A 4,628-nucleotide genomic window follows, 5' to 3' on the forward strand; every position below is an offset into this window, starting at 1 on the left:
CATCGCGTTCTTGTAGAGATTGTCGTTGAAGGCCCCCAGAAGCTGGGTGACGAACAGCGGAAGGAAACGGCGCGTGCGCACCAGATGCGTCGATGTTGTCATGAACCCTTTGCCGACATCTTTTCCGTGGGTCACCCTTAGCCCGGTGAGAAGCACGGGCAAGCGGTTTTGAAGATCGGTGCGGTAGGACGTGAATGTTGCGATTCCGTTTGCCGCATTTGCGCGCTATGCCCGTGGCCGATGCTGACACTGCCCAATCTGCTCACCCTGTCGCGGATCGTGACTGTCCCCCTGCTTGCCGCGCTGCTGTGGTGGCCCGAATGGCGATTGGGCTATACGCTGGCTTTTGGCGTATACTGCCTGATGGGGATCACCGATTACTTCGACGGCTATCTTGCCCGTGCGCAGGGCGCGGTGAGCAAACTGGGCATCTTCCTCGATCCGATTGCCGACAAGATCATGGTGGCGGCGGTGATTCTGGTGCTGACCGCGCAGGGGATTTTGCGCGGGCCTTATGTGGGCGACATGCACGTGATTGCGGGGCTGATCATTCTGCTGCGCGAAATCGCGGTTTCGGGCTTGCGCGAATTTCTGGGCGGCATCCGCGTTTCGGTGCCGGTGAGCAAGCTGGCGAAGTGGAAGACCACGTTCCAGATGATCTCACTGGGCGCGCTGATTCTGGGGCAGGCCTTGCCCGGCTGGCTGATGCCGGTGGGCGGGATTGAGGTGAACGTGCCGCATACCGTGGGGCTGACGACGCTTTGGGCGGCGGCGGTGCTGACTGTGGTGACAGGGTGGGATTACCTGCGCGTGGGTTTGAAGCACATGGATTGATCTTTTTTCTTCCCCCTTGATGGGGGAAGGATGCCGGAGCTTGCGAACTTGTTCGCTAGCGCAGGCTGGTTGGGGGTGTTTTGGGGGAGACGTCGCTTCACCCCCATCCAACTTCGGCTCGGCGGCAAGCCGCCAAGCCTTCGTATCCTTCCCCCATCAAGGGGGAAGGGAGTGCGCATTCATGTTCGCGGCGATGATGCGGGCGACGCCTTCTGCGTTTTCCATTACATCGTTGTTCCAGAACCTTAGGATGCGATAGCCTTCGTTGTTGATTTGCGCATCACGCCATCTGTCCGCTTCTGGACTGTGTTGGCCGCCGTCAACCTCGATCACAAGGCGAAGGCTATGACTGGCAAAATCCACTATGGCATGGGCGATTGGAACCTGCCTGCGAAACCTTGCTCGCGGAAAAGCCATTCGCAAAAGGCGCCACATCGATTTTTCCGCTTCGGTCGGATTGCGGCGCATTTCGCGTGCGCGTTTTATTGCCAGAGGAGGAGGATTTTTCTTCACACGGTGCAGCGTACAGGCAGAAGGGATGCAGGCGAGAACAGCTGCTTCGACAACGGCGGCACTTGTTCGTCCCCCTGGGGAAGGGGAGTGTCAACCCGCTCGCAGTTCGCCAGCCAACATCCTGAACTCTTCCGCCCGCGGACTGTTGCGGCGCCATACCAGCGCGATATCCCGCCAGGCGTGGTCGGCTTTCAGGGGGCGGGCTACGATCTGTGTGTCGTGCAGGATGCCTGCGTCGATGGCCATCTGCGGCAGCATGGTCAGGCCAAGGCCGTTGTCGACCATCTGGACCAGCGTGTGGAGGCTGGTGCCGATCATGGTGGCGCTGGCGCGCAGTTCGGGGCGGTTGCAGGCGGCCAGCGCGTGCTCTTTCAGGCAGTGGCCGTCTTCGAGCAGGAGCAGGCGGTTTTCGTCGATCATGCTGGCGGTAATTGTTGCGGGTGGATCGCGCGGGTCGTCCTTGGGGAAAGCGACGAGCAATTCGTCCTTGAACAGAAACTCGCTCTCGACCTCTCCTGTGGCGTAGGGGAGGGCGAGCAGCACGCAATCGGCGCGGCCATGATGCAGCGATTCGATGGCGGCGGCGCTGGGTTCTTCACGCAGGAAGAGCTTGAGCTGCGGGCGCTCCTTGCGCAGGCGCGGAAGGATGCGCGGCAGCAGGAACGGCGCGATGGTGGGGATCACGCTCATCCGCAGTTCGCCCGCCAGCGGGGCGCCGTGGCTTTGGACCAGTTCCGAAAGTTCCTCGGCTTCGCGCAGCAGGCGGTGCGCCTTGGCGACGACCTGATTGCCGAGCGGGGTGAAGCGGACGACGCGACGGGTGCGTTCCACCAGCACCACGCCGAGCAGCGATTCCAATTCGCGCAGGCCCGCCGACAGCGTTGATTGCGAGACGAAGCAGGAATCGGCGGCGCGCCCGAAATGCCCGTGTTCGTGCAGCGCGACGAGATATTGCAACTGCTTGAGCGTGGGCAGGTAGGTGCTCATTGCGGGATCACTTGTCCACGTGCACGACGGCTTCGACAACCGCCTCGTCCTTGTCGGCGATGTTGTCGATATGTGCCATCTTGAGCTTGCCGTTCACTACCGCGAAAGCGAGTTTGCCCTCGACCAGTTCGAGCGCATCGCGGCCGAACTGTTCAAAGCGCCAACCTTCGAGGATCGGCAGATTCTTGCGCTGTCCGGCAGCAAGCAGTTCGAGATCATCGGTGCGGGCAAGCAGGCGAGCGGCAATGTCGATCTCGCGGCTGCGGATTTTCAGCAGCAGTTTGAGCAGATCGGCGACCAGTGCGCCTTCCTTGCCCAGCGGAGCGCCGCGCGGCGTCTTGGGTGGCATTTCGGCTTCGGTCAGCGGCTTTGAATCGGCCAGCGTCTGCATCAGGCGGCGGCCGATGTCGTTGTCCTTCCATCCGGTGGAAAGGCCCCGCACTTTGGCCAGATCATGCTGTTCGCGCGGGGGGTGGCTGGCGATATCGGCCAGCGTTTCGTCGCGCATGATGCGGCCGCGCGGGATGTTCTTGTCCATCGCCTCACGTTCGCGCCACGCAGCCAGTGACTTGAGACGGCCCAGAACGGTAGGGTTGCGGCTGGGTGCGCGGATCTTCTGCCAGACGGTTTCCATGTCTGTCCGGTAGTTTTCCGGGTCTGCCAGCTTTTCCATCTCGATATCGAGCCATTCGCCGCGCCCGGTCTTGATCAGGCGCTTGAGCAGCTTGGGGAAGATCTTCGACAGGTGGGTAACGTCGCCGATGGCATATTCGATCTGGCGTTCGGTAAGCGGGCGGCGTGACCAGTCGGTAAAGCGCGCGCCCTTGTCGATCGTCAGGCCGAGCCACGATTCGACGAGGTTGGAATAGCCGATCTGTTCGGACTGGCTGACCGCCATCATCGCGATCTGGGTGTCGAAGATCGGGTGCGGGGTCTTGCCGGTGAGGTTGTAGATGATCTCCACATCCTGACCGCCAGCGTGGAAGACTTTCAGCACGTCCTCGTTCTCGCACATCAGGTCGAGCAGGGGGGACATGTCGAGACCGGGAGCCAGCGGATCGATCGCGGCGGCTTCCTTGTCATCTGCGATCTGCACCAGGCACAGCTCCGGCCAATAGGTGTTCTCGCGCATGAATTCGGTGTCGACGGTGACGAAATCGGCTTTCGCCAGACGCTCGCACAGATCTGCCAGAGCGTCGGTCGTGGTGATGAGGGGATGTATCTTCATCGGTCTTTTCTATATGGCGCGCAGGGGATGCGGCCCGGTGGTGCCCCCGTCAGGGGGCGCGGCTTGACAAATGCGCGGCCATCGCCTGTTAGCCGCGAGAGTTTCCCCTGCCCGATTGCAGACCGATTGGAAAGAGTTTCAATGCACCTTTACCGTTCCCATACCTGCGGCGCCCTTTCGCGCGGTGATGTCGGGCAGAGCGTCCGCCTTTCGGGCTGGGTACATCGCAAGCGCGACCACGGCGGTGTGCTGTTCGTCGATCTGCGCGATCACTATGGCATGACGCAGATCGTTGCCGACGTGGACAGCCCGGCGCTGCCGATCCTTGAAGGCTTGCGCGTTGAGTCCGTGGTGACGATCGATGGCGATGTGAAAGCGCGGTCGGAGGGCACTGTGAACGCCAATCTCCCCACGGGTGCGATCGAAGTCTATGCGCGCGGTGCGACCGTGCTTTCGGCGGCGGAAGAGTTGCCGATGCCGGTGGCGGGCGAGCAGGAATATCCTGAGGATATCCGCCTGCGCTATCGCTTCCTCGATCTGCGGCGCGAAACGCTGCACGCCAACATCGTGACGCGCACCAAGGTGATTTCCGACATGCGCCGCCGCATGGAAGGTGCTGGCTTTACGGAATATTCGACCCCGATTCTCACGGCCTCCAGCCCTGAAGGCGCGCGCGACTTTCTGGTGCCGAGCCGCATTCATGCGGGCAAGTTCTATGCGCTGCCGCAGGCGCCGCAGCAGTACAAGCAGTTGCTGATGGTGGCCGGTTTCGACCGCTACTTCCAGATCGCACCGTGCTTCCGCGACGAAGACCCGCGTGCCGATCGTCTGCCGGGCGAGTTCTACCAACTCGATCTGGAAATGAGCTTCGTCACGCAGGAAGAAGTCTGGGAGACGATGGAGCCGGTGATCGGCGGCGTGTTCGAAGCGTTTGCCAATGGCCGCAAGGTGACGCCCATCGGCAGCTTCCCGCGCATTCCCTATGCGGAAGCGATGCTGAAGTATGGTTCGGACAAGCCGGACCTGCGCAACCCGATCATCATTTCGGACGTGTCGGACGAGTTCA

5 protein-coding genes are annotated in these 4,628 nt (G+C 61.7%); 2 read left to right on the plus strand and 3 right to left on the minus strand.

All coding sequences use genetic code 11. The features are described from left to right. The first annotated feature begins 240 nt into the window (after window positions 1–240). The gene (gene pgsA / locus ACOVQ0_RS19330; protein WP_421888428.1) at window positions 241–834 is read left to right on the plus strand and encodes a CDP-diacylglycerol--glycerol-3-phosphate 3-phosphatidyltransferase; all 594 of its coding nucleotides are present in this window, start codon (window positions 241–243) and stop codon (window positions 832–834) included. A 156-nt stretch (window positions 835–990) separates the two neighbouring features. On the opposite strand, the gene ACOVQ0_RS19335 is transcribed toward pgsA, so the two are convergent. The 3 genes from ACOVQ0_RS19335 to rnd form a co-directional block, all read right to left on the minus strand. Then, entirely contained in the window at window positions 991–1,347 is a 357-nt protein-coding gene (locus tag ACOVQ0_RS19335; RefSeq protein ID WP_421888430.1) for an endonuclease domain-containing protein, read from the minus strand. 90 nt (window positions 1,348–1,437) lie between these two features. Continuing rightward, window positions 1,438–2,334 carry a hydrogen peroxide-inducible genes activator gene (locus tag ACOVQ0_RS19340; RefSeq protein ID WP_421888433.1) on the minus strand — a complete coding sequence of 299 codons (897 nt, stop codon included), beginning with the start codon at window positions 2,332–2,334 and terminating at the stop codon, window positions 1,438–1,440. A gap of 7 nt (window positions 2,335–2,341) precedes the next feature. Continuing rightward, the gene (rnd, locus tag ACOVQ0_RS19345) at window positions 2,342–3,562 is read right to left on the minus strand and encodes a ribonuclease D (protein WP_421888436.1); all 1,221 of its coding nucleotides are present in this window, start codon (window positions 3,560–3,562) and stop codon (window positions 2,342–2,344) included. A gap of 141 nt (window positions 3,563–3,703) precedes the next feature. Here rnd and aspS point away from each other — a divergent pair. Then, window positions 3,704–4,628 (plus strand): aspartate--tRNA ligase (aspS, locus tag ACOVQ0_RS19350; protein ID WP_421888439.1); only part of this gene is annotated, 925 nt, incomplete at its 3' end.

The sequence above is a fragment of the Novosphingobium sp. genome (genome assembly GCF_049240505.1).
In the GTDB taxonomy this organism is placed as follows: Bacteria; Pseudomonadota; Alphaproteobacteria; order Sphingomonadales; family Sphingomonadaceae; genus Novosphingobium.